We start from the raw sequence: 22,208 nt of genomic DNA on the forward strand, positions 1-22,208 counted from the left end.
AGGCTCACGCTTCGCCAGGTTCCACGATACGGCCGCCGTTCATGGGTTCGAGCACGCCGGTCGTGCCGGGAAAGCTGATCGGCAGCCCCAGCAGGCACCGCGCGGCCAGGAAGGCGAAGGCCTCGGCCTCGATCGAGTCGCCACGCCAGCCTTCATCCTCGGCAGTCGTCACCGGCGCGCCAACGCGCTCGCGGATCGCCGCCAGCAGGACCGGATTATGTCGCCCGCCGCCGCAGGCCACCACCTTCGTCGGCCTCTCGGAGCAGCGCGCCACGCCCAGGGCCACAGCCTCGGCCGCAAAGGCCGTCAGCGTCGCCGCCGCGTCCTCCAGCGACAGGCCTGCGACCGGGTCCAGAGAAAAGTCAAAGCGGTCCAGCGACTTCGGCCCCGTCGCCGCGAAATAGGGGTGGGCCAGATAGGCCGCCAGCACAGCCTGATCGACCGTCCCCGCCGCCGCCAGTTTGCCGCCCTCGTCCATGCGCTTCTTGCCGCGCGACTGGACCAGCAGATCGACCATGCCGTTGGCGGGGCCGGTGTCGAAGGCCTCCAGCCCGCCGTCGGCGCGGATCAGGGTGATGTTCCCCACCCCGCCCAGGTTCAGCACCGCGACCGGCCCGCTGAGGCCCGCCTTCTTCACCAGGGCCGCGTGATAGACTGGGGCCAGCGGCGCCCCCTGCCCGCCCGCCGCCACATCGGCGCTGCGGAAATCATAGACGGTGCGCACGCCCAGGCCCTCGGCCACGCTGAGGGCGTCGATCAGTTGCACCGTCCGGCCCGGCAGGTCCGGCGTCGGCGCCTCGTGCAGCACGGTCTGACCATGCACGCCGACCAGATCCAGCCCGCTGGCCTTGACCCCGTTCACCGCCATGAAGCTGAGCGCCGCCGCCAGATGGGCGTCGGCCACCGCCATGCGGGCGTCCTCGAAGCTGTCGGGTTCCTCCTCGTCACGCTCCCAGTCCAGGGCGTCCTCGATGGCGTCCTCGACGATGGCGCGCGTCTCGGCGTCCAGCTTCATCTCGCCGGCCGGGCCGAAGCTGATGATGTTCTCGCCGTCGGTTTCGATCACCGCCATATCCACGGCGTCGAGCGAGGTGCCGGTCATGAAACCGAGCACGCGGAGGGTCTTTGTCGAGGAGATCGTCATGGCGGGTTGACTGCCACGTCGCGCACGCCGTAGCTAGCGCCCATGATCGCCGCCCGCGCCATTTCCGGCCTGTATTACCGTTCGCTGAGCTAGCGAGCGGCCGCGATCTCGTGCCGCCTTCGCTGGCGGCGCGACTTCCCGACAAGGAAGACGGCCGCCGGCATCCCTGCTACGGAGCCGTCCATGACCGACCAAGCCTTCAAGTCCGACTTTCTCAAGACCCTGCAATCGCGCGGCTATATCCACCAGGTGACCCACCCGGTGGAGCTGGACGACGCCGCCTCGAACGGGATCGTGACGGCCTACATCGGCTTCGACGCCACGGCGCCCAGCCTGCACGTCGGCAGCCTGATCCAGATCATGATGCTGCGCCGCCTGCAGCAGGCCGGGCACAAGCCTGTCGTCCTGATGGGCGGCGGCACCACCAAGGTCGGCGACCCGACCGGCAAGGACGCCTCGCGCCCGCAACTGACCGACGAGACGATCCAGGCCAACATCGCCTCGATCAAGACCGTGTTCGAGAAGTTTCTGACCTTCGGCGACGGCCCGTCCGACGCCGTCATGGTCGACAATGACGAATGGCTGTCCAAGTTCGGCTACGTCGAGTTCCTGCGCGACTACGGCACCCATTTCACCGTCAACCGGATGCTGAGCTTCGACTCGGTCAAGCTGCGCCTTGAGCGCGAGCAGCCGATGACCTTCCTCGAGTTCAACTACATGCTGATGCAGTCGGTGGACTTCCTGGAGCTGAACCGCTCGCTGAACGTGACGCTGCAGATGGGCGGCTCGGACCAGTGGGGCAACATCACCTCGGGCGTCGATCTGGTGCGTCGTGTGGACCAGAAGGCCTCCTTCGGACTGACCACCCCGCTGCTGACCACGGCCTCGGGCGGCAAGATGGGCAAGACGGCCCAAGGCGCCGTCTGGCTAAACGCCGAGCAGCTTAGCCCCTATGACTACTGGCAGTTCTGGCGCAACGCCGAGGACGCCGACGTCGGCCGTTTCATGCGTCTGTTCACCGACCTGCCGCTGGACCAGATCGCGCTGTTTGAGGCCATGGAAGGCGCTGGCATCAACGAAGCCAAGAAGGCCCTGGCCGACGCCGCGACCTCCATGCTGCACGGTTCGGACGCCGCCCTGGCGGCCCGCGCCGCCGCCGAGGCCGCCTTCGAAAAGGGTCAGCTGTCTGCTGACCTGCCGACCGTCGAACTGCCGCGCGACGAGGTGATCGGCGCCATGATCGCCGCCGTCCTGACCAAGGCCGGTCTCAGCGCTTCCAACGGCGAGGCCCGTCGCCTGGCTCAAGGCGGCGGCCTACGTCTGAACGACGAAGCCATCGCTGACGGCGCGCGCCTGATCGAAGCTTCGGACGTCAATGCCGACGGCGTGCTGAAACTCGCCGCCGGCAAGAAGAAAATCGTCCTGGTTCGGCCGGTCTAAGGAGCAAAGAGGATGACCGACATCACCGAAGGCCAGGCCGCCCCCGCGTTCGATCTCGCCACCGATGGCGACGGCCGCGTCACGCTGGACGGGCTGAAGGGCCAGTCGGTCGTCCTCTACTTCTACCCCAAGGCCGACACCCCGGGCTGCACGACCGAGGGGCTGGACTTCTCGGCCCTGGCCGATCAGTTCGCCGCCGCTGACGCCGTCGTCATTGGCGTCTCTCGCGATGCGGTGAAGAAGCTGGATCGCTTCAAGGCCAAGCATGATCTCAAGATCGTTCTGGGCTCGGACGAGGACGGCGTGGTCTGCGAGGCCTACGGCGTCTGGGTGATGAAGAAGCTCTATGGCCGGGAATACATGGGCGTCGAACGCGCCACCTTCCTGATCGACGGCGCGGGCCTGGTTCGCCGCGTCTGGCGCAGCGTCAAGGTCAAGGGACACGCCGAACAGGTGCTGGAAGCGGCCCAATCACTTTGATCCGCCGAATGCTCTGAGGCCAAGCTTGCCTCTGTCGCCGACCTGCCCCTAACTGCCGTCCAAGGGGCAACAGTAGGATTAGGCCGGCCTTGCTGGCGAGATGCGGAGAGCACCATGTTCAACAAGAGCAAACCCTTCGACAACGGCCCATCCAGCGGCATGGGGATTCCCCCTGCACCGGAACCGACGCCCGCCGCCACGCCGTCGGCAGCACCCAGCGCCGCGCCGCGCGCGCCTGAGCCGTCGCGACCCGCCGCTGCCTCGCGTTCGTCCAGCCTGTCGACCCTGTCGGCCGGCGTGAAATACGAAGGCAATATCTCGGGGGCCGGCGAGCTTCAGGTCGATGGTTCGCTGAAGGGCGACATCCGCGTGGTGCGTGTCACCATCGGTGAAGGCGGCTCGGTCGAGGGCACGGTCCACGCTGACGTTCTGGACGTGCGCGGTCGCGTCTCGGGCGCCATCGTCGCCAAGCAGGTCAAGCTGTTCGCCACCGCCCGCATCGAGGGCGACATCACCCAGGAACAGCTGTCGATCGAACAAGGCGCCTGGTTCCAGGGCCGCTGCACCCAGGCCAAGCGCGATACGCCCGGTGCCAACATGCTGGACACGCCCGCGCCGGCCGAAAAGCCCGCAGCCGCCAATGCCAAGACCGACAAGGTCGAGGCCAAGCCCGCCGCCTGATCCGGCGTAACGGACAAATGAAAAGGGGCGGCCCGCAGGCCGCCCCTTTTTTAGTTCCCGTCTCGGGTCTCGCCGACCCGGGCCGCCAGGGCCGCGCCCATGAACTTGTCCAGATCACCGTCCAGAACCCCTTGCGTGTCCGAGGTCTCGACCTCGGTGCGCAGGTCCTTGACCATCTGATAGGGCTGCAGGACGTAGGATCGGATCTGGTGACCCCAGCCGATGTCGGTCTTTGCGTCAGCCAGGGCTTGCGCCGCCGCTTCGCGCTTCTGCAGTTCCAGTTCGTACAGACGCGCCCGCAGCATCTTCCACGCCATATCGCGGTTCTGGTGCTGAGATCGCCCTGCCTGACAGGCCACGACCGTATTGGTCGGAACGTGGGTCAGACGCACGGCCGAGTCCGTCTTGTTGATGTGCTGACCACCTGCACCGGACGCGCGATAGGTGTCGGTGCGCACGTCGGACGGGTTGATGTCGATCTCGATCGTATCGTCGACGACCGGCGACACCCCGATGGAGGCGAAGCTGGTGTGGCGCTTGGCCGCCGCGTCATAGGGACTGATACGAACCAGACGGTGCACGCCCGATTCCGACTTCAGCCAGCCATAGGCGTTAGGGCCTTCGATCAGAATGGTGGCCGACTTGACCCCCGCCTGTTCGCCCTCTTCGTGGGCCTCGACCGTCACCTCATAGCCGTGGGCCTTGGCCCAGCGCGAATACATGCGCAGCAGCATGCCGGCCCAGTCGTTGGACTCGGTGCCGCCGGCGCCGGAGTTCACTTCCAGATAGGCGTCGTTGCCGTCGGCTTCGCCGGACAGCAAGGCTTCCAGTTCGGCCCGGGCGGCGCGATCCTTGACGCCGCGAAGTTGTTCGCGGGCTTCCTCAAGGGTGGCTTCGTCGCCCTCCTCGTCGGCCATCTCGGCCAGCATGACGCCGTCGTCCAGATCGGTTTCCAGCGCTCGAACGCTGTTGATCTGACCTTCCAGGCGCGAACGATCACGGCTGACGGCCTGGGCCTGTTCAGGATTGTCCCAAAGGGTCGGATCTTCGACCCGAGCGTTCAACTCATCCAGTTTTCTAAGCGAGACATCCCAGTCAAAGACGCCTCCTGAGCAGAGCGACGCTCTGCTCGATGTCGGCCTTCATGGCCTCGACATCCGGTCTCATCGCAAACTCCTGCGAAACAACGCCTTCCCTCAAGCAGGGCCGCGTGCGGACCAATAGGGAAAGCAAGATGAAAAACGGCGCGCCTGCGAACAGGCGCGCCGGTTGGTTGGTCTAACTAGAGCCTCAGTAGAGCCCGCTCAAGTCCTCGGCGGGTTCCTTCTTGGGCGGAGGCGGTGCGACAGGCGCCGGCGCGGCGCTGGACGGCGCCGGTCCCTTGGCGGCCTCCTGCTCGCGACGGACCACGTCGTAGTAGTTCTGCGGCCCTTCCGGCTGGACAGGACGCGGCGCTTCTTCGCGGATCTGGCGCTCGGTGCCGGGGCGGAAGGCCTCCTCGATCCCGTTGACCGTGCGGAAGACGGCGTTCTTGGGCCGGACGAAGGGTCGTGCCGGACGTTCCTTCAGCGCAACCTGCATGAAGTCGGTGAAGATCGGCACGGCAGTCGCCGCCCCGGCCTCGCCGCCGCCCAGCGAGCGGTTGTCATCGAAGCCGACGAAGACGCCGACCACAATGTCGCTGGAGAAGCCGACGAACCAGGCCGAGCGGTATTCATTGGTCGTGCCGGTCTTGCCGCCGACCCACCGGCCCAGACTACGCGCGCCTGCGCCGGTGCCGCGCTGAATCACACCTTCCAGCATGGAGCTGATCTGATAGGCGGTGATCGGGTCGATGACCTGGGTCCCGCGATCCTGGAGACGCGGCGATTCCTGACCGCTGAAGCCCCGGCCGCAATCACGGCACTGGCGACGGTCGGCGCGGTGGATCGTCTGGCCGTTTCGATCCTGAACCATCTCGATCAAGTAAGGATCGACGCGACGGCCGCCGTTGACGAAGGCGGCGTAGGCTGCGGTCAAACGATAAGGCGTGGTCTCCCCTGCCCCCAAGGACACGGACAGATTGGGCTGCATGTCATCAGCCACGCCCATCTTCTTGGACAGTTCGACGATGTTCTTCATGCCCACGGCCTGGGCCAGACGGACGGTCATGACGTTGCGCGACAACTCCAACCCACGACGCAGGCTCTGTGGCCCGTAGTACTGACGGCTGTAGTTCTCAGGCGTCCAACGCCCGCCATTGGCCCCACCGGCGAAGCTGATCGGCGCATCCAGCACGATGCTGGTAGGGTTGAAGTCGCCCTCGAGCGCCGCCGCATAAACGAAAGGCTTGTAAGCAGAGCCGGGTTGGCGTTCGGCCTGGGTGGCGCGGTTGAAGCTGGACAGGGCATAGGAATAGCCGCCGACCATCGCCAGGACGCGGCCCGATTGCGGCTCGATAGCCACCAGAGCGCCGTTCACGGCCGGCACCTGTTTCAGCGCGAACTGCCCGCCTTGGGGCTCGACGAAGATCAGATCTCCCCGCTTCAACTGACGATTGGCGTTGGCCCAGGCAGCGTCTGAAACGATCAGCGAACCCGTGCGATTGTCGCGCGCCGTGCGAATGCGGACATTGTTGCCGACAACACTTTCGACGGCGGCGGCCTGCCAGGTGCGGCGCTCGGGCGGAGTATTCTTCTTGAGCGCATCGGCCTGCCAGCCTTCAGCGAAGTCGGTCGTGCCCCAGGCCCCGCGCCAGCCGTGGCGGCGGTCATAGCGCTCCAAGCCATTCATCAGGGCGTCGCGCGCGGCTGACTGCAGCTTGGGGTCCAGCGTCGTGCGCATGTAGTAGCCGCCGCGATTGACCTCTTCCTGCCCGAACAGGCCGATGGCGCGGCGACGAGCCTCCTCGACGAAGAAGTCGGCGTCGGCGTATTCGGCGCGACGCGGCGCGGCGCGGGTGTTCAGCGGACGAGCCAGGGCCGTCGCCAGATCTTCCTTCGACAGCCATTTGTTGTCGGCCATCTCGCCCAGAACCCAGTCACGGCGGCCCTTGGCGGCCTCGGGGTGGCGCTTGGGATTATAGTTGTTCGGGCCCTTGGGCAGGGCCGCCAGGAAGGCCGCCTCATCCGGCGTCAGCTGGTTCAGCGACTTGCCGAAATAGTTGTAGGCCGCCGAAGCCACGCCATAGGAGCGATAGCCCAGGTAGATCTCGTTCAGGTACAGTTCGAGGATCTGTTCCTTCGTCAGCGTCGCTTCCAGACGGCTAGAGAGGATGGCTTCCTTCAGCTTGCGGTTCAGGCTGGATTCGTTGGTCAGCAGGACATTCTTGGCCACCTGCTGGGTGATGGTCGAACCACCCTCAAGCCGCCGTCCTGACACGACGTTGAAGACGTTCTTAAACATGGCCCGGCCGATGCCGGACACGTCGATGCCGCCATGCTGGAAGAAGTGGCTGTCCTCGGCGGCCAGGAAGGCGTGGATCACCTGCTCCGGCACCTGATCATAGGTGACGTAGATGCGCCGCTCGTCCGAGAACTCGCCGATCAGGGTGCCGTCGCCGGCGAAGACGCGCGTGGCCGTCGCCGGACGGTAGTCCGCCAGTTCCGACGCATCCGGCATGTCGTGCAGGACCCAGGCCGCATAGATGGCCACGACCAGCCCGGCCACGGCGATGCCGCCCAGCAAGGCGACGCCCGCCATCACGAACCAGCGTTCGGCTATCTTCACCGTGAACTCCGCATGACGCGCCCCAGGAATTGTCGTTTATCGCGCGTCGGCCGCGCCGCAAAGCGGAACCGCAAACTCAGCCCTTGTCGCGCAGCAGCCGGGCCTTGTCGCGCTGCCAATCGCGTTCGGCCGAGGCCTCGCGCTTGTCGTGCAGCTTCTTGCCCTTGGCCAGGGCGATCTCGAGCTTGGCCTTGCCCTTTTCGTTCAGGTACAGGCGCACCGGAATGATGGTCCGCCCGTCGCGCTGGACGGCGCCGATCAGCTTGTCGATCTGCTTGCGGTGCAGCAGAAGCTTCCGGTGACGGCGCGGTTCGTGGTTGAAGCGGTTGGCCTGCTTGTAGGGCGGGATGTCTGCGTTGATCAGGACGATTTCCCGCCCTTCCACCGCCGCATAGCTTTCGGCGATATTGGCCCGACCGTCGCGCAGGGCCTTGATCTCGGTGCCAAGCAACTGAATCCCGGCCTCTATATAGTCCTCGAGGAAGTAGTCGAAGCGCGCGCGCCGATTCTCGGCGATCACCTTCTTGGGCGCGTCGGCGGCCATCAGACGACCCCGGCTTCCGCCATGGCTTGATCGATGGCGGGCTTCGCGGCCTCACGGGTCAGGGACAACGGCAGGCGAACCTCCTCGCTGCACAGGCCCAGCCTGGCGAGGGCGTACTTGGCCGGCGACGGCGAGTTGTCGAGGAACAGGGCCTTGTGCAGACCGATCAGACGGTCCTGCCAGGCCCGCGCCGTGGCGTAGTCGCCAGCCGCGACCGCATCATACATGGCGACCATGGCCTCCGGCGCGACGTTGGAGGTGACCGAGATCACGCCCACGCCGCCGGTCGCGGCATAGCCCAGCCAGGTAGCGTCATCGCCGCTGATCAGGTCGAACGGGCCATTGATATGGCTGCGCATCCAACTGACCCGCGAGATGTCGCTGGTGGCGTCCTTGATGCCGACGATGTTTGGATTGTTCGCCAGGTGCGCGACAGCCTCGTTCGACAGATCGACGCCGCAGCGGCTCGGCACGTTGTAGAGCAGCATGGGGATCTGAACGGCGTCGGAGATCGCCTCGAAGTGGGCGATCATGCCCTCCTGCGAGGGCTTGTTGTAATAGGGCGTCACCACCAAGGTCGCATCGGCGCCGACCTCCTTGGCGTAGGCCGACAGCTCAATGGCCTCATGCGTGGCGTTAGAGCCGGCGCCGGCGATCACGCGCACGCGGCCCGCAGCGATCTGAACGCACTGTTCAATGACGCGCTTGTGCTCGTCCATTCTCAGGGTGGCGCTTTCCCCCGTCGTGCCGACCGGCACCACGCCATGGACGCCTGCGGCGATCTGGCGTTCCAGGAGTTTTTCGAATGCCCCTTCGTCCACGTTTCCGTCACGAAGAGGTGTGATCAAGGCGGTGATCACGCCCTTGAACAAGGGGGCGGTCATTGAAACAAGTTACCTGCGCGGTGTTTCGGACGGCATAGGCCGCCCTTTTGAAGAGGCAGGGAGCGTAGGTTGCTCGCCGCTCGGCCGCAACCAGTGATGAATGAGGATCGGACATCTGATGATCGCGACGACCGTGGCCGCCGCCCTGGCGATTCTGACTCCGCCGACCCAGGACGTGCTGAACAGCACGCCCGTGGCCTATTCCTCCAGTCAGAATGGCGTCATCAGCGGTCAGGACATGGCCCTGTTCCAGCAAGGCCTGGCGTCAGCTCGCGCCCGCGACGTGATCGGCACGCAGTCGATCATGAGCCGCATTTCCGACCCCACGGCGAAGAAGCTGGTCGAGTGGGCCCTGGTCGATACCTCCGACAAGCAGCTTTCCTACACCGATCTGGCGCGCGCCCAGACCGATCTCGCCAACTGGCCGCGTGGTGATTCGCGCCGGGCGGCGGGCGAGCGCGCGCTGAACCTGGCCAACGCCTCGCCCGACACGGTCATCGCCTTCTTCAACGGCTCAGCTCCCACGACCGCCGACGGCGCCATCGCCCTGGCCGGCGCGCTCGAACAAAAGGGCCAACGCGGCGAGGCTCAGGCCCTGATCCGCGACTGGTGGCGCACCCGTTCGTTCGAAGAAGCCCAGCAGTCCGTCATCGCCAACCGCTGGGGCGGATGGCTGAACGCCGACGACCACGTCACGCGTCTGAACATGCTGCTGCTCGGCCCGCACGGCCCGGCCACCCGCGCCATGGTCTACATGGTCCCCGCCGACCGTCAGGCCATCGCCAACGCCGCCATGGCCCTGCGCACCGCCTACTCGCCCGACGCCCTCGTCGCGGGCCTGAGCCCAGCCGTCGCCAACGACCCGGCCGTAGTGCTGGAACGGGTGCGCCTGCTGCGCTCGGCCGGTCGCCAGTCCGAGGCCTTCCCCCTGCTGTCCGCCCTGCCCGCCGCGCCCTCGCACAAGGAGGGCCAGGACACCCTGTGGAGCGAGCGCCGCAACTACTTCCTCGACGCCCTGCAACAGGGCAATCCGCGAGCCGCCTACGCCGCCATGAACGGCCACGGCTTCCCCTCGGGCGAGCGCAAGGTCGACGCGGAATTCTTCGCCGGCTGGGTCGCCCTGACCAAGCTGAACGACCCGGCCGCCGCCGCCCAGCACTTCGAGGTCCTGCGCAACTCTTCCTCGACCCCGATCACCCAGGGCCGCGCCCTCTACTGGCTGGGCCGCGCCGCCGAGGCGCGCGGCGACCGCCAGGGGGCCCAGCGCTGGTATCAGGCGGGCGCCGAACACTGGCAGACCTTCTACGGTCAACTCGCCGCCGAAAAGGCCGGGATCACTACCCTGACCCTGCCGGGCGAACCCGCCCCCACGCCCGAGGACGTCAACCGCTTCGAGGGCAATGAAGTTGTGCGCGCCACCCGCATCCTCGGCGCGGCGGGCGAAAAGACGCTGCTGCGGGTCTTCGCCTATCACCTCGACGACACCCTGCCATCGCCCTACGACCTGACCCAGCTGTTCGACCTGATGCAGGGCTACGGCGACCAGTTCGGCTCCATGATGGTCGGCCGCGCCGCCAGCCAGCGCGGCTTCGTCATGCCCGAGCGCATGTATCCGGTTCGCATGCCGCCCCAGACCTCGGGCGCCGCGCCGCTGGAGTTCACCCTGGCCATCACCCGTCAGGAATCCAGCTTCGATCCCCTGGCCCGTTCACACGCCGACGCACGCGGCATGATGCAGCTTCTGCCTGCCACGGGTCAGGGCGTGGCCCGGCGCATGGGCATTGGTTACTCGGCCGAACAACTTTGGGACCCGGACGCCAACATGCGCCTAGGCAGCTATCACCTGGGCGAACTGATCAACAACTTCGGCGGTTCGCCCCTGCTGGCGACCGTCGGCTACAACGCCGGACCGGCCCGCCCGCCCCAATGGGTGGCCCGCTGCGGCGATCCGCGCAGCCAGCAGGTCGACCCCATCGACTTCATCGAATGCGCGCCCTTCACCGAGACGCGCAACTACATGATGCGGGTGATGGAAAACATGCAGGTCTATCGCGCCCGCCTCAACGGCGGCTCGGCCCCGCTGACGCCCTCGGCCGACCTTGCGCGCGGCACCCCGCCCAACAGCGGCCCGCGCGCCTATCAACCATAGACGCCCCTGCATCATCCCCCAACCGTGACCGGGGAAGTTTGAAAAACCGCCGTTGACTCAAGGCCTGTGGCCAGTATGCCTTGGCTGTTCGAGGAGGGGCGGCTTTTTAGATGCAGGGTAGAGATCCGGCGGCCGACCAGGCTCTGGCGCAAGCGCATGATCGACTGCTGAAAGACGATTCGTTTCAGTTCGATCGCATTGGTTTTGACCCGCCGCCGCCCCCAGAATGGTTTCGCTGGCTCGGGGATCTGCTGCAGGCGATAGGGCCTGCCCTCAAATGGGTGTTCTGGATCGGACTGGCGCTGCTGGCGGGTCTGATCCTGTACGCCATCGTGCGCGAGATTCTGCGTCTGCGCGCGCCACGCGCCAAGCCGACCGTCCCGCCGCCCCCCCCCCGACGAATGGCGGCCAAACGCCCAGGCGGCTCGAGATCTTCTGGCTGAAGCGGACGCCCTGGCGGGTCGCGGCCTCTACGCCGAGGCGGCCCACCTGCTGTTGCTGCGCAGCGTCCAGGACATCGAGAAGCGACAACCCCGCGCCGTCCGCGTCTCACTGACCACGCGCGAAATCGCTTCGCTGAAAGCCGTGCCCGACGCGGCGCGCCCCGCCTTCACCCTGATCGGCGCCGTCGTCGAGCGCAGCCTGTTCGGCGGCGACGCCGTCGGCGCGCCCGACTTCGCTGATTGCCGCCAGGCCTACGAAGCCTTCGCCCTGCCCGAAGGCTGGCGCGCATGAGCCGCTCTGCGAAAGCCACCGGCGGGGCCTTTTCGCCCGCCGCCATGATCGTCGCCATACTGGTCGGGGTGGTCTGCTTTGCGGGCCTGGGGCTGCTGTCGGCCTATGCGCCGGAACTGAAGTCAGGAAACAACGGCGGCGAACACGCACTGTCGCGCGCCGCCACGGGCTACGGAGCTCTACCTAATCTTCTGCGCAATCTTGGCGTGCCGGTGATGATGAACCGTGGCGTTCTGACCGAGGAAGCGATCGACAGTCTTCTGGTGCTCACGCCCAAGGCAGACACCCAATCGGACGAGATCGAGGATATCCGACACGACGGCGCCATCCTGATCGTCCTGCCCAAATGGCAGGCTATCCCTGACGCCAAGCATCCGGGCTGGGTCCGAACAATCGGCGCCCTGCCTCCTAACGCAACGCTCGCCCTCCTTCCCGATGCGCTGCGCAAGAACTCTGAGCTGATCGTACGCAAGGGACCGGCCACGGTCGACCTGCGCCGCCCCTCCGGCACGCCCTTTGGCGCTCCGGTCCAGGTTGAAGGCCTGCGCACCCTGTCCGGCCCGCAATGGATTCCGGTCGTGGTTGATGATCAAAATCATCCGGTGCTGGTCATGCACAAGGAACTGCGCACCTATGTTCTGGCCGATCCCGACCTGATCAACACTCAGGGGTTAAAGTCCCTGGCGGGCGCTAAAACGGGCGTGGCGCTGATCGACATCGCACGGGCGCAGACCTCGCCTGTGATCTTCGACCTCACCCTTCATGGCTTGAAGCGAAGCCGCAACCTGTTGCGCCTGATGCTGGAGCCGCCGCTCCTGGGCATGACCCTGGTCCTCGCCGCTTTGGCGGTGTTTGTCGGCTTCCAGGCGATCATCCGTTTTGGCCCGGCGCGCGAGACTGGCCGCATCATAGCCCTGGGTAAGCGCGGCCTGGCCGACAACACCGCTGGACTGGTGCGGCTGGCGCGGCGCGAGCATCATATGGCCGCGCCCTACGCGCTTCTGGTCCGCGCCGCCGTAGCGCGCGCGATCGGCGCGCCTCGACACCTGAGCGACGCATCACTGGACGCCTTCCTCGATCGCGTCGGGCGAACGAACGGCGCCGCCGATACCTACTCAAGCCTGGCCGAACAGGCTCGGGCGGCCAAGACTGCCGGCGACCTGATGCGGGTCGCCGGCGCCCTATACCGATGGAACCAGGAGCTGACCCGTGGACGTCAATGAGGTGAAAACGATCGCCGAGCGCATCCGCGCCGAGATCGCCAAGGCCGTCGTGGGCCAGGACGGCGCCGTGGACCTGTTGCTGACCGCTCTGTTCGCGGGCGGCCACGTCCTGCTGGAAGGGCCGCCGGGAACCGCCAAGACCCTGTTGGCCCAGAGCTTCGCCCAGGCCGTCGGCCTGGACTACGGCCGCATCCAGTTCACGCCTGACCTGATGCCCGGCGACATCATCGGCTCCAACCTGTTCAACTTCCAGACGTCCAGCTTCACCCTGACGCATGGACCGATCTTCTGCGAGCTGCTGCTGGCGGACGAGATCAACCGGACCCCGCCGAAGACCCAGGCGGCTCTGCTGGAAGCCATGCAGGAACGCCAGATCACCATCGACGGTCAGGCCCATGCGCTGAGTCCCCGCTTCACCGTCGTCGCGACCCAGAACCCGATCGAGCAACAGGGCACCTATCCCCTACCCGAGGCCCAGTTGGATCGTTTCCTGTTCAAACACGTGTTGGACTATCCGACGCTAGAACAGGAACAGGCCATCATCGCCGCCCACGGCTCGCGCACCGGGCAGATGGACCCCGTCGCCCTGGGCGTCGCGGTCGTGGCCGAGAGCGCGACGATCAATGCCGCCGTGGATACGGTCGCGAAGGTGCGGTTGACTGACGAAGTGGTCGCCTATGTCGCCGGCCTGGTGCGGGCCACGCGGGATTCGGCGGATGTCGAAACCGGGGCCTCGCCCCGCGCGGGGGCCATGCTGGCCGTCGCCGCCCGCGCCCGCGCGGCGCTGGACGGCCGCGACTACGTCATTCCGGACGATGTGAAGGCGCTGGCGATTCCGGCCCTGCGCCACCGTCTGGTTCTGTCTCCAGCCGCCGAGATCGAGGGCAGACGCGTCGAACAGGTCCTGGCCGGCCTGGTGGATCAGGTGGCGGCCCCCCGGTGATCTATCCCAGCCGACGCGCGGTGATCGTCATGGCGGCAGGCGCGCCAGTCGCCCTGCTGGCGGGCGTTCTGACACCCGCCGGATGGCTGGCGGGTCCGGTCTGGATCGCCGGACTGATGCTGATGGTCGCCCTGGACGCCCTCATGGCGGGATCGCGCGCCGGGCTGCAACTGAACGAACCTGAGCCCGTGCGCGCAGCCGTCGGACGCCCAGGCCTGGCGGGGCTGACGATCCGCTTCACGTCGACCGGACGCGCCCCGCGTCAGGTGGAGGCGGCCCTGTCAGGAGAGGACCGACTGGGTCTCGATCACGTCCCGCGTCGCGCCGAGGTCGTGGAGAACAGCGTCGCCGTCGCCTTCCCTTTCACCCCCACGCGCAGAGGCGCCGCCAGCCTGGACGAGCTATGGGTCCGTTGGCGCGGGCCGATGGGGCTGGCCTGGAAGCAGAAGGTGTTCAGCCTGAACCTGCCCGCGCCGGTGCTGACCGACCTGCAATGGGTGCGCGATGAGGCCGTGCGCCTGTTCGCGCGAGACGCCGAGTTCGGGACCAAGACCCAGCTCGAAATCGGCGAGGGCTCCGAGTTTCAGGCCCTACGCGACTATCAGCCGGGCATGGATCGTCGCGCCATAGACTGGAAACAGTCGGCCCGGCACTCAGCCCTGATGGCCAAGGAGTTCCGCACCGAGCGCAACCACAACGTCATCATGGCCCTGGACTGCGGTCGCGCAGCCTGCGAGCCCGTCGGCGGGATGCCGCGCATAGACCGCTTCATCCATGCCGGCCTGCTGCTGTCCTATGCCTGTCTGCGAGGCGGCGACCGTGCCGGCCTCTTCGCCTTTGATTCCCGCCCCCGCGTCTCGACCGGCGCCCTGGGCGGCGTGGACGCCTTCCGCACCCTGCAAGCCGTGGCGGGCCGTATCGACTACTCGGCGCACGAGACCAACTACACCCTCGCTCTGGCCACCCTGTCGGGCCAGTTGAAACGTCGCTCCCTGATCGTCGTCTTCACCGACTTCACCGATCCGACTGCCGCCGAGTTGATGCTGGAAGCCCTGTCTCCCATGCTGAAACGCCACCTGGCCCTCTTCGTCGTCCTGCGCGACGATGAGTTGGAAAGCCTGGCCGCCGCCGCGCCTGAGACCGCCGAAGACGTCGCCAGAGCCGTTGTGGCCGGGACCCTGCTGCGCGAGCGCGAGACCGTCCTGGGGCGACTGCGCCGCATGGGCGCCCACATCGTCGACGCCCCAGCGGACCGCGTCGGGCCTGAAGTCGTCAACGCTTACCTGGACCTGAAGCGGAGGGATCTGCTGTGACCGAAGCCCCACCGTCCGGCCTGTTGAAAAGCCAGCGCTTCCGTCAGGCGCGCGAAGACGACTGGCGTCGTCTGGAACGGCTGATGGACAAGGCTGAAAAGGGCTCCGCCGCCAAGCTGACCGACGCCGAAATCCTGGCGGTTCCGGTGCTGTACCGCTCGACCCTGTCGGCTCTTTCGGTGGCGCGCGAGACCTCGCTGGACCAGGGCCTGATCGACTATCTGGAGACCCTCGCCGCCCGCGCCTACTTCTTTGTCTATGGTTCACGGGCCACCCTGCAGGACCGACTGACATCCTTCTTCCGCCACGATTGGCCCAAGGCGGTTCAGGGGATCTGGCGCGAGACCCTGATTGCGGCGGCTTTGATGGCTCTGGGGGCGGTTGTCGCCTGCTGGCTGGTGATCCATGAGCCCGAGTGGTTCTACGCCTTTGTGCCCAGCGATCTGGGCGGCGGTCGCGATCCAACCGCTTCGACGGCGTCGCTGCGCGCCACGCTGGACGGCACGGATGACGCGGACGGCCTGTCGGTCTTCGCCGCCTTCCTGTTCACCCATAACGCCCAGGTCGCATTGCTGGCCTTCGCACTAGGCTTCGCCCTGTGCCTGCCGACTGCTCTCCTGGTTCTCTACAACGGGGCCACCCTGGGAGCCTTCTTCGCCCTGTTCGCTAGTCGAGGCCTGGGCGTCGAGCTGGGCGGCTGGCTTTTGATCCACGGCGTGACTGAACTGTTCGCGGTCATCCTGGCCGGCGCCGCTGGTCTGCGCATCGGCTGGTCTGTAGCCTTCCCTGGCCAGAAACGGCGCCTGGACGCCGCCGTCGAGGCCGGACGAACGGCAGGGACCGTTATGGGCGGGGTCGTGGTCATGCTGCTGCTGGCCGGCCTTCTGGAAGGCTTCGGTCGACAATTGATCGTCGACACAGGCGCGCGCTACGCCGTGGCGGCCGCAACCGCCGTGGTGTGGGGCCTCTACTTCTATGCCCGCCGTCGCGAGGCCCCTCATGTCCGTTGAGCCCATCCGCTCCAGCTCGACCGAGCGCGCCTTCATCACCCCGGAAGGCGTCGATCTGCGCCTGAACATCGGCGATGCGGGACAGAGGGCCGCCGCCTTCATGCTGGACGCGGCCATCATCATCGCCGTCCTGGTCGTCTTCACCCTGGTCATCATCTTCACCGGCATCGGCGCGATCGGTGCGGCGGGCCGGGCCGGCGCCGAGATGATCGCCGTGCTCTGGCTGGTCGTCTTCTTCCTGCTGCGAAACTTCTACTTCACGGCGTTCGAGCTGTCGGCAGCCGCCGCAACGCCGGGCAAGCGGATCATGGGGCTGCGCGTCGCCTCACGCGACGGCGGGCGGCTGAGGGCCGAATCCGTCTTCGCCCGCAACGCCATGCGCGAATTGGAGGTCTTCCTGCCCATGTCGGTTCTGTTCGCCCGCGCCGGCGAGGGCGGTGTGGACAGCTGGATGTATCTTCTGGGCTTCGTCTGGGCGGGAATTTTCGTCTTCTTCCCTCTGTTCAACAAGGACCGGTTGCGCCTGGGCGATCTGGTCGGCGGCACCTGGGTCGTGCGGACGCCACGCCGCAAACTGACCCGCGACATGGCGGACGACGGCGCGCCCCGTCGGACCGCCTACGACTTCACGCCGGCCCAGATCGACGCCTATGGCGCCAAGGAACTGCATGTTCTGGAATCGGTCCTGCGCCAAGGCGACCGCAAGACGAAACGCGCTGTGGCAGACCGCATCGCGACCAAGATCGGCTGGACCCGCGATCCGCTTCAAAGCGACAGCGATTTCCTCAGCGCCTACTACGCGGCCTTGCGCGGCCGGCTGGAGGAAAAGCTATTGATGGGCGTCAGACGCCGCGACAAGCACGACGTCTGATCGCCACCGGATCAGTCAAAGATCGAGGCCAGATCCTCAGGGCCGGCGCCTTCCTTGGCGGTCCGCAACTCGTAGTAGAGGGACGCGACCCCCGCCGAGGCCACAACGCCCGACAGGACGTTCACGATCGGCGTTGTGATCAGGTTGAGGCTGAGATTGGGGCTGGCGTCAAAGCTACCGCCCAACGCGAGATTCAAGCCGCCAATCGCTCCGCCGACAATCCAGCTCAGCACCAGGTAGATCACCAGAAGACCGAAGACCGGCCAGCGATAGCCACGTGTCAGATCGCGACTGCGTTGCAGGCCCTCCATGATGCCTCGCTTCTCGACCACGACGGCCGGAGCCGCCACGGACCACAGGACCGTCAACATCACGCCGGGCACGATCAGAAGGAAGTAGCCCAGTATCATTCCCAAGCCCGCCACGATTCCCAGGCCCAGCAAGGGCAGGAACATCTGAATGCCGACGCCGAGCGCGCTGTCGAACGAAGTGGTCTTGCCGTGGAAGCCGTTGACGGCCGCCTTCACCACCACGCCTTGCAGAATATAGAGGCCGACGAGGTAGAGGACGGTTCCAAAGGCGACAAACAGGAAAGATGAGCCGGACGCCGTCGTCAGCATGTCGCCCTGTCCAAAAGCCGCCAGAACGCTGGGCACGCCGACCAAGAGCGCCGCTGCGCCAAAGAAGACCACTGCATTCTGACTGATGCTGGTGAAAGTTCGCTGGATCACCCGCCCCAGATCGAACTGCCCGCGCCGAGCGCCCGTGGCGTTCTGGTCCCGATCCGGCATCACCGGGCGCATGACGAAGATTTCCGTCGCCTGGCGATCCTCGCCCGCAACGAAGTCGACCCTCTGCCCCGGCTCCAGCGGCGATGATGAAGATTGAACGTCCGCGCCAGCGAAGCGATAGCGAGCGCCGTCGTCGCCGGCGATCGCCCCTTCGTCCGTTCCGCTGTCAAACGTCAGCACCTGTCCGCGCATGGGCCCCTCCTTGCTCGCGTCACACCCACAGAGCCTAGAGCCGTCAACCGCGGTTCGCCAGCACCTTCGCGGCGCCCATCACGCAATCAGAGAACATGAGCGGGCGGCGGCCGCTCATGTCATCGCGTCAGAACCAGGCCTTGATGCCGACGACCAGACGCGTCGCGTCAACATCGTCGCCGCGCGCCCTGGCGTAGTCGGCGGTGTCGCCGAACGAACGGCTCCACTCGACCCCGACATAGGGGGCGAACTCCTTGCGGATTTCATAGCGCAGCCGCAGCCCCGCCGTAATCGAGGTCAGACCCGAACCGATCTCCAGCTCGGGAATGTCGCTGGCCGACAGGGCCACTTCGATCGCCGGTTGCAGGATCCATTTCTGGGTGATGCGCTGGTCGTATTCCGCCTCGGCGCGGGCGGTCAGGTCGCCCTCGGTCGACAGGAAGGCGGCGGCGCTCATCTCGAACCAGTAGGGCGCGACGCCCTGCACCCCGACCGTCAGATGAGTCGTGTCGTCGCCGTCGGGACGGAAGTCCTGGCGCACGCCCGCCTGCACATCCCAGAAGGGCGCGACGGCGCGGCTGTAGAGGGCCTGGACCTCGGCGTCGTGCAGCTTGCCGTCGAACGCGCCCTCGCCCTCGGTCTTCCACCAGAAGCGGTTGATGTCGCCGCCGGTCCAGCCCTGGGCGTTCCAGCTATAGCTCTTCTCGCCGTCGTCGAACCCGGCCTCGATCGAGTCGATCAGGACGGCGGTGGTGCGCACGTCGCCGTTCTCGACCAGCAGCTGCTTGCGCGACGCCGCCATGACGGCCGGATCGAACAAAAGGTCCGCCGCATGGGCGGGCGCGGCGCGGGCGGCAGCGGGCGGAGGCGTCTCGACCATGCGCCCGCCGACGGCGTCCACGCTGGTCGGGATATTGGGCGCGCCGACCGTCATGGCCGACATATCGTGCCCGGCGTGGGGATCAGTCTGGGGCGTCGCCATGTTGTGACCCGCGTGGGGGTCGGCGGCTGGCGTCTGAGCCGGAGCCATCTGCATCCCGCTCATGTCATGACCGGCGTGCGGGTCTGCTGCCGTCGCAGGAGCCGCGCTCATGGCGTGACCGGCATGAGGATCGACCGGCACCGCCTGGGCGCCATGTCCGGCATGGCCGCTCATGTCGTGGCCCGCATGGGGATCGACAGCGGGCACTTCGGCCGGAGCCTTCTTTATGCAGTCCATGTCGTGACCGGCGTGAGCGCCGTCCGACGTCTGACCTGCGCACTTAGGACAGGTGTAGGTCTTGGTCGTCGGCTGCTCCGTCGGCGGCGCCGTCGTGGTCCCCATGTCGTGACCCGCGTGCGGATCAGCGGCGGGCGTCTGAGCCGGAGCCGCCTGCATCCCGCTCATGTCGTGGCCGGCGTGGGGGTCCGCCGCAGCCGCCGGGGCGGCCGGCGCGACAGGCCGGGGGCGAGGCGCGGCGACGCGGGGCCTGGGCGCGGGCCTCGGCCGGGCCTGCGCGGGACGGGCGGGCGCGGCGTGGGCGCCATGACCGGCATGCCCCCCATGGCTCTGGGCGACGGCGGAACCGGCGGCCAGCATCAGAGGCAGAACCGCGACAGCGGCGAACAGGGCGCGGCTCATCGGGCGGCTCCTTCCAGCGGACGAACCGTGACGACGTTGAACATCCCCGCGTGCATGTGCATCAGCAGGTGGCAGTGGAAGGCCCAGTCGCCGGGCGCATTGGCGGTCAGGTCGAAAGTGACTTTCGATCCCGGCGCCACATTGACCGTGTGCTTCAGCGGCTGATGGCCGTCGTGGCCGTTGACCAGCTCGAAGAAGTGGCCGTGCAGGTGGATCGGGTGAGCCATCATGGTGTCGTTGACCAGGGTCACGCGCACCCGCTCGTTCAGCTCGAACCGGATCGGCTCGACCAGCTCCGAGAACTTGCGGCCGTCGAAGCCCCACATGAAGCGTTCCATATTGCCGGTCAGATGGATTTCCATCGAACGCGACGGGGCGCGGGTGTCCGTATTCGGCGTCAGCGAGCGCAGGTCGGTATAGACCAGCACCCGGTGATCGACGTCCTGAAGCCCCTGCGGGCGGTCGCCCAGACGGTTGGCGGGCGCGGGCGCGATGGCGTCCACGCCGACGCCGACGGCCATGTCGGCGGGGGCGTTGTTCGGATCGCGCATGCTCATGCCGCCATGGTTCATCGGCGCTGCGGCTGCGGCTGCAGTTCCAGCGACAGCTCCATGCGCCGAGTGGTCCATCCCGGCCATCGAGCCATGGTCCATCCCCCCCATGCCCATGTCGGTCATGGTCAGGTTGGGCACCTTGCGCAGCGGCGGCACCTCCGCCGTCATGCCCAGACGCGGGGCCAGGGTGGCGCGGCCCATGCCCGAGCGGTCGATGGCTTCGGAGACGATGGTGTAGGCGCGGTCCTCGACCGGGCGGACGATGACGTCATAGGTCTCGGCGACCGAAATCTGGAACTCGTCCACCTCCACCGGGCGGACGTGCTCGCCGTCAGCCTGAACCACCGTCATGACCAGACCCGGAATGCGGACGTTGAAGATCGACATGGCAGAGGCGTTGATGACGCGCAGACGCACCCGCTCGCCGGGACGGAACAGGCCGGTCCAGTTCTCCTGCGGACCGTGGCCGTTGATCAGATAGGTATAGGTCGTGCCGTTGACGTCCAGGATATCGCGCGGGTCCATGCGCATCCCGCCCCACATCCGGCGCTCGGCCAGATCCATGCCGTCCGACCCGTCCAGCAGCCCGGCCAGCGTGGTCTTCTGCATGTTGAAGTAGCCGGGGCTCTTCTTCAGCTTGGCCAGGATTTCGTGCGGATGCATGAAGCTCCAGTCCGACAGGACCAGAACGTGCTCACGATCATAGCCAACCGGATCGACGCCCGCCGGGTCGATGACGATGGGGCCATAGTGGCCCATGGCCTCCTGCAGGCCCGAATGGCTGTGATACCAGTAGGTGCCCGACTGCTTCAGCGGGAACTCATAGACAAAGGTCTCGCGCGGCTTGATGCCGGGGAAGCTGACGCCCGGCACGCCGTCCATCTGGAAGGGCAGCAGCAGGCCATGCCAGTGGATCGAAGTGTCCTCGTCCAGGGTGTTGGTCACCGACAGACGCACGTTCTGGCCTTCGCGCATCCGCAGCAGGGGCGCGGGCAACAGGCCGTTGACGGTGAAGGCGTGGCCCGTGCGCCCGCCGACGGTGAAGTTCGAATGACCCACCGTCAAGTCGATGTTCGGCCCCGTCAGCGTCGGCATATCCGCCCGCAGGCCGGGCGATCCGGTTTGCGCCCAGGAGGGCAGCAGGCCTTGAAGGCCGAGCATGCCGCCCCCCAGGGCGGCGCCGCGCAGCAAGGTTCGACGGTCCAGAGATGTCAGCGCCATGAAGTCAGGTCTCAAAAAGTTCGCGCCCGTCAAAAGCCAGGCGTGCAAGGGGTCTGACAGGGCTTACGCGGGAAACGGCGTCGCCCCTCGCGCCTGTCTTGCGTCAGGGCGTCGCAGCATGGGCCCAAGCCCGGCGCTCGACCAGCCTGCACTTCAAACGAGGCCGCGCGTGACGGCCAGACTCAGCTTCTGTCGAGCACGGGCGACGCGCGTCTCGACCGCCTTGGGCGTGATCCCGAGGACCTCGGCGATTTCAGCATGCGAGCGTCCCTCCAGCGTGGCCAGCAGCAGCGGCGCCTTCAGATTGTCCGGCAGGTCGGCCAGTGCGCGATCCAGTTCCGCCATGCGGCGCCTGTCGTCGATGCCGGCTTCAGGCTCGGGCGCATCAACGCCCACGGCCATGGCCTCCGGCGCGTCCAGCCTCATGACACCACGGATGAAGCGCCGAACAGTGCGCTTGCGGCCCCAGTCCCGACACTTGTTGACGGCGATGAAACGTAGCCAGGCCGTAAACGACCGCGCCGGGTCATAGCGCCGGATGGCCAGCCAGGCTGAGGCATAGGTTTCCTGCAACAGATCGTGCGCCTCGTCCGCATCCCCGACATAGCGACGAATGAAGCGGTAGAGGTCGCCCCTCGTGGCGGACATGAGAGCGGAAAAGGCAGCGCGATCGCCCCGCGCAGCCCGCGCCTCGTCTGTATCCT

General features: G+C 66.9%; 20 protein-coding genes. 11 read left to right on the top strand and 9 right to left on the bottom strand.

What is annotated here, in order from left to right:
• Nucleotides 1-4: 4 nt before the first annotated feature.
• On the bottom strand, nt 5-1,144 hold the full coding sequence (locus ACR9FL_RS09535; protein ID WP_436355443.1) for an anhydro-N-acetylmuramic acid kinase: 1,140 nt from the start codon (nt 1,142-1,144) through the stop codon (nt 5-7).
• Between the two features lie 183 nt (nt 1,145-1,327).
• Between ACR9FL_RS09535 and tyrS the strand changes: the two genes are divergently transcribed.
• From tyrS to ACR9FL_RS09550, 3 genes are all read left to right on the top strand, one after another.
• Complete coding sequence (gene tyrS, locus ACR9FL_RS09540) at nt 1,328-2,584, top strand: tyrosine--tRNA ligase (RefSeq protein ID WP_436355444.1); 1,257 nt, start codon at nt 1,328-1,330, stop codon at nt 2,582-2,584.
• A 12-nt stretch (nt 2,585-2,596) separates the two neighbouring features.
• Complete coding sequence (bcp, locus tag ACR9FL_RS09545) at nt 2,597-3,064, top strand: thioredoxin-dependent thiol peroxidase (protein ID WP_296174100.1); 468 nt, start codon at nt 2,597-2,599, stop codon at nt 3,062-3,064.
• 114 nt (nt 3,065-3,178) lie between these two features.
• Nucleotides 3,179-3,745 (top strand): bactofilin family protein, encoded by a 567-nt coding sequence (locus ACR9FL_RS09550; RefSeq protein ID WP_296174097.1) that lies wholly within the window; start codon nt 3,179-3,181, stop codon nt 3,743-3,745.
• 50 nt (nt 3,746-3,795) lie between these two features.
• Here the strand turns inward: ACR9FL_RS09550 and prfB are convergent.
• The 4 genes from prfB to dapA form a co-directional block, all read right to left on the bottom strand.
• Nucleotides 3,796-4,912 (bottom strand): peptide chain release factor 2 gene (gene prfB / locus ACR9FL_RS09555; RefSeq protein ID WP_296174094.1). Its coding sequence is split into 2 segments (ribosomal slippage): nt 3,796-4,842 and nt 4,844-4,912, totalling 1,116 coding nucleotides; the frame shifts between segments, so codons are not numbered across the junction.
• Nucleotides 4,913-5,035: 123 nt separating this feature from the next.
• The gene (locus tag ACR9FL_RS09560; protein ID WP_296174158.1) at nt 5,036-7,426 is read right to left on the bottom strand and encodes a penicillin-binding protein 1A; all 2,391 of its coding nucleotides are present in this window, start codon (nt 7,424-7,426) and stop codon (nt 5,036-5,038) included.
• A gap of 103 nt (nt 7,427-7,529) precedes the next feature.
• Nucleotides 7,530-7,997 (bottom strand): SsrA-binding protein SmpB, encoded by a 468-nt coding sequence (gene smpB, locus ACR9FL_RS09565; protein ID WP_436355445.1) that lies wholly within the window; start codon nt 7,995-7,997, stop codon nt 7,530-7,532.
• Nucleotides 7,997-8,881 carry a 4-hydroxy-tetrahydrodipicolinate synthase gene (gene dapA, locus ACR9FL_RS09570; RefSeq protein WP_436355446.1) on the bottom strand — a complete coding sequence of 295 codons (885 nt, stop codon included), beginning with the start codon at nt 8,879-8,881 and terminating at the stop codon, nt 7,997-7,999. Before dapA ends, smpB begins: the two co-directional genes overlap by 1 nt.
• A gap of 118 nt (nt 8,882-8,999) precedes the next feature.
• Between dapA and ACR9FL_RS09575 the strand changes: the two genes are divergently transcribed.
• The 8 genes from ACR9FL_RS09575 to ACR9FL_RS09610 all read left to right on the top strand — a co-directional run bounded on the left by ACR9FL_RS09575 (nt 9,000) and on the right by ACR9FL_RS09610 (nt 17,125).
• On the top strand, nt 9,000-11,030 hold the full coding sequence (locus tag ACR9FL_RS09575) for a transglycosylase SLT domain-containing protein (RefSeq protein WP_436355447.1): 2,031 nt from the start codon (nt 9,000-9,002) through the stop codon (nt 11,028-11,030).
• 110 nt (nt 11,031-11,140) lie between these two features.
• On the top strand, nt 11,141-11,473 hold the full coding sequence (locus ACR9FL_RS09580; protein ID WP_436355448.1) for a hypothetical protein: 333 nt from the start codon (nt 11,141-11,143) through the stop codon (nt 11,471-11,473).
• Between the two features lie 52 nt (nt 11,474-11,525).
• Nucleotides 11,526-11,765 carry a DUF4129 domain-containing protein gene (locus ACR9FL_RS09585; protein ID WP_436355449.1) on the top strand — a complete coding sequence of 80 codons (240 nt, stop codon included), beginning with the start codon at nt 11,526-11,528 and terminating at the stop codon, nt 11,763-11,765.
• Nucleotides 11,762-12,988, top strand: coding sequence for a DUF4350 domain-containing protein (locus ACR9FL_RS09590; RefSeq protein WP_436355450.1), 1,227 nt, complete (start codon nt 11,762-11,764; stop codon nt 12,986-12,988). Before ACR9FL_RS09585 ends, ACR9FL_RS09590 begins: the two co-directional genes overlap by 4 nt.
• Nucleotides 12,975-13,931 carry an AAA family ATPase gene (locus ACR9FL_RS09595; RefSeq protein ID WP_436355451.1) on the top strand — a complete coding sequence of 319 codons (957 nt, stop codon included), beginning with the start codon at nt 12,975-12,977 and terminating at the stop codon, nt 13,929-13,931. Before ACR9FL_RS09590 ends, ACR9FL_RS09595 begins: the two co-directional genes overlap by 14 nt.
• Nucleotides 13,928-15,244: a DUF58 domain-containing protein gene (locus ACR9FL_RS09600; RefSeq protein WP_436355452.1), complete on the top strand. Its 1,317-nt coding sequence runs from the start codon at nt 13,928-13,930 to the stop codon at nt 15,242-15,244. The genes ACR9FL_RS09595 and ACR9FL_RS09600 overlap by 4 nt, the downstream gene beginning before the upstream one ends.
• A complete protein-coding gene (locus ACR9FL_RS09605; protein ID WP_436355453.1) occupies nt 15,241-16,254 on the top strand; it encodes a stage II sporulation protein M in 1,014 nt (337 codons plus the stop codon). The genes ACR9FL_RS09600 and ACR9FL_RS09605 overlap by 4 nt, the downstream gene beginning before the upstream one ends.
• Nucleotides 16,244-17,125 carry an RDD family protein gene (locus tag ACR9FL_RS09610; protein WP_296174070.1) on the top strand — a complete coding sequence of 294 codons (882 nt, stop codon included), beginning with the start codon at nt 16,244-16,246 and terminating at the stop codon, nt 17,123-17,125. Before ACR9FL_RS09605 ends, ACR9FL_RS09610 begins: the two co-directional genes overlap by 11 nt.
• A gap of 11 nt (nt 17,126-17,136) precedes the next feature.
• Here ACR9FL_RS09610 and ACR9FL_RS09615 read toward each other — a convergent pair whose 3' ends face one another.
• The 4 genes from ACR9FL_RS09615 to ACR9FL_RS09630 form a co-directional block, all read right to left on the bottom strand.
• Nucleotides 17,137-18,108, bottom strand: a complete 972-nt coding sequence (locus tag ACR9FL_RS09615; protein WP_296174068.1) for a hypothetical protein — start codon at nt 18,106-18,108, stop codon at nt 17,137-17,139.
• 127 nt (nt 18,109-18,235) lie between these two features.
• Nucleotides 18,236-19,729, bottom strand: a complete 1,494-nt coding sequence (locus ACR9FL_RS09620; RefSeq protein ID WP_436355454.1) for a copper resistance protein B — start codon at nt 19,727-19,729, stop codon at nt 18,236-18,238.
• Nucleotides 19,726-21,504 carry a copper resistance system multicopper oxidase gene (locus ACR9FL_RS09625; RefSeq protein ID WP_436355455.1) on the bottom strand — a complete coding sequence of 593 codons (1,779 nt, stop codon included), beginning with the start codon at nt 21,502-21,504 and terminating at the stop codon, nt 19,726-19,728. Before ACR9FL_RS09625 ends, ACR9FL_RS09620 begins: the two co-directional genes overlap by 4 nt.
• A 153-nt stretch (nt 21,505-21,657) precedes the next feature.
• On the bottom strand, nt 21,658-22,152 hold the full coding sequence (locus ACR9FL_RS09630; protein WP_436355456.1) for an RNA polymerase sigma factor: 495 nt from the start codon (nt 22,150-22,152) through the stop codon (nt 21,658-21,660).
• Nucleotides 22,153-22,208: the final 56 nt, after the last annotated feature.

Source organism: Brevundimonas sp. CEF1, from assembly GCF_051353055.1.
Classification (GTDB): Bacteria; Pseudomonadota; Alphaproteobacteria; order Caulobacterales; family Caulobacteraceae; genus Brevundimonas.

Excerpts from the sequence above, each read along its gene's own strand:
- ACR9FL_RS09590 (WP_436355450.1), top strand. The coding sequence starts at position 11,762 with ATGAGCCGCTCTGCGAAAGCCACCGGCGGGGCCTTTTCGCCCGCCGCC.
- ACR9FL_RS09610 (WP_296174070.1), top strand. The coding sequence starts at position 16,244 with ATGTCCGTTGAGCCCATCCGCTCCAGCTCGACCGAGCGCGCCTTCATC.
- dapA (WP_436355446.1), bottom strand. The coding sequence starts at position 8,881 with ATGACCGCCCCCTTGTTCAAGGGCGTGATCACCGCCTTGATCACACCT.
- tyrS (WP_436355444.1), top strand. The coding sequence starts at position 1,328 with ATGACCGACCAAGCCTTCAAGTCCGACTTTCTCAAGACCCTGCAATCG.
- smpB (WP_436355445.1), bottom strand. The coding sequence starts at position 7,997 with ATGGCCGCCGACGCGCCCAAGAAGGTGATCGCCGAGAATCGGCGCGCG.
- ACR9FL_RS09615 (WP_296174068.1), bottom strand. The coding sequence starts at position 18,108 with ATGCGCGGACAGGTGCTGACGTTTGACAGCGGAACGGACGAAGGGGCG.
- ACR9FL_RS09550 (WP_296174097.1), top strand. The coding sequence starts at position 3,179 with ATGTTCAACAAGAGCAAACCCTTCGACAACGGCCCATCCAGCGGCATG.
- ACR9FL_RS09625 (WP_436355455.1), bottom strand. The coding sequence starts at position 21,504 with ATGGCGCTGACATCTCTGGACCGTCGAACCTTGCTGCGCGGCGCCGCC.
- ACR9FL_RS09575 (WP_436355447.1), top strand. The coding sequence starts at position 9,000 with ATGATCGCGACGACCGTGGCCGCCGCCCTGGCGATTCTGACTCCGCCG.
- bcp (WP_296174100.1), top strand. The coding sequence starts at position 2,597 with ATGACCGACATCACCGAAGGCCAGGCCGCCCCCGCGTTCGATCTCGCC.
- ACR9FL_RS09560 (WP_296174158.1), bottom strand. The coding sequence starts at position 7,426 with ATGGCGGGCGTCGCCTTGCTGGGCGGCATCGCCGTGGCCGGGCTGGTC.
- ACR9FL_RS09630 (WP_436355456.1), bottom strand. The coding sequence starts at position 22,152 with ATGTCCGCCACGAGGGGCGACCTCTACCGCTTCATTCGTCGCTATGTC.
- ACR9FL_RS09535 (WP_436355443.1), bottom strand. The coding sequence starts at position 1,144 with ATGACGATCTCCTCGACAAAGACCCTCCGCGTGCTCGGTTTCATGACC.
- ACR9FL_RS09580 (WP_436355448.1), top strand. The coding sequence starts at position 11,141 with ATGCAGGGTAGAGATCCGGCGGCCGACCAGGCTCTGGCGCAAGCGCAT.
- ACR9FL_RS09620 (WP_436355454.1), bottom strand. The coding sequence starts at position 19,729 with ATGAGCCGCGCCCTGTTCGCCGCTGTCGCGGTTCTGCCTCTGATGCTG.